Source organism: Thalassotalea sp. G20_0 (assembly GCF_017744175.1).
Lineage (GTDB): Bacteria > Pseudomonadota > Gammaproteobacteria > Pseudomonadales > Endozoicomonadaceae > Endozoicomonas.
Window position 1 is genome coordinate 1 of sequence record NZ_JAGHQV010000304.1, and the last position, 852, is coordinate 852.

Below are 852 nucleotides of genomic sequence, written 5' to 3' on the forward strand. Positions count from 1 at the left end.
CTCCTTTTTCCTGCTTATCTATGTCTGCAAAATCCCTGTTCTCTAAATTCAGCACCCTCACCGACCCTCGTGATCCCAAGAAAACAACACATATTCTGGCAGAGATTATGTTCATCGCTGTTTGCGCCATTCTATGTGGAGCCGATGACTGGAACGCTATTAGACTGTTCGCTACAACCAAAGAAAAATGGTTCCGAAAATATCTGACTTTACCCGGTGGAATCCCCGTTGCCATTACATTTAATCGAGTCTTTTCTGCTATTGATCCAGATGAGTTTCGCCAGATCTTTATCCAGTGGATACGGGATGTTCTTGCAGGCCTAGAACTTTCCGACAGCAGAATCGTCGCTATAGATGGAAAGACCATTAAAGGTTCAGCATGGAACAAGGGCAAAGATGCCATTCACATGGTCAATGCCTGGTGCACCGAAGCAGGACTGTCTCTGGGGCAATATAAGGTGGATGCCAAGTCTAATGAAATTACCGCCATTCCCGCGCTGCTCAAACTCCTTGAACTGGCTGGCAGCCTGGTCACCATTGATGCAATGGGTTGCCAGAAGAAAATTGCCACTGCAATTCTAAAAAAAGAAGCAGACTACTTGTTGGCTGTGAAAGGCAACCAGAAGAAACTCTATGGTGAACTGGCTCGAGCCTTTGAACAGCTTTGGCAAGACAATCCGGAAGACGCTCCCAGCCTTGAGTTTGCCGAACAGGAAGGTAAATCACATGGCCGCATGGAACATCGTAGATGCTGGGTTATCAACAATATTGCTGAAGCTTCCAACGCAGCTGGCTGGAAAGCCAAAACGATAGCTGCCGTCCAGTTGGACAGCCAGAAAAAAGCCAAAGGAA

The 852-nt window shown here is 46.9% G+C and carries 1 protein-coding gene; it reads left to right on the forward strand.

Features of this window, described 5'->3' with window-relative positions; translation table 11 throughout:
* Window positions 1-20: 20 nt before the first annotated feature.
* Window positions 21-852: ISAs1 family transposase (locus J7438_RS26185; RefSeq protein WP_209278961.1), on the forward strand; the 832-nt coding region annotated here is incomplete at its 3' end.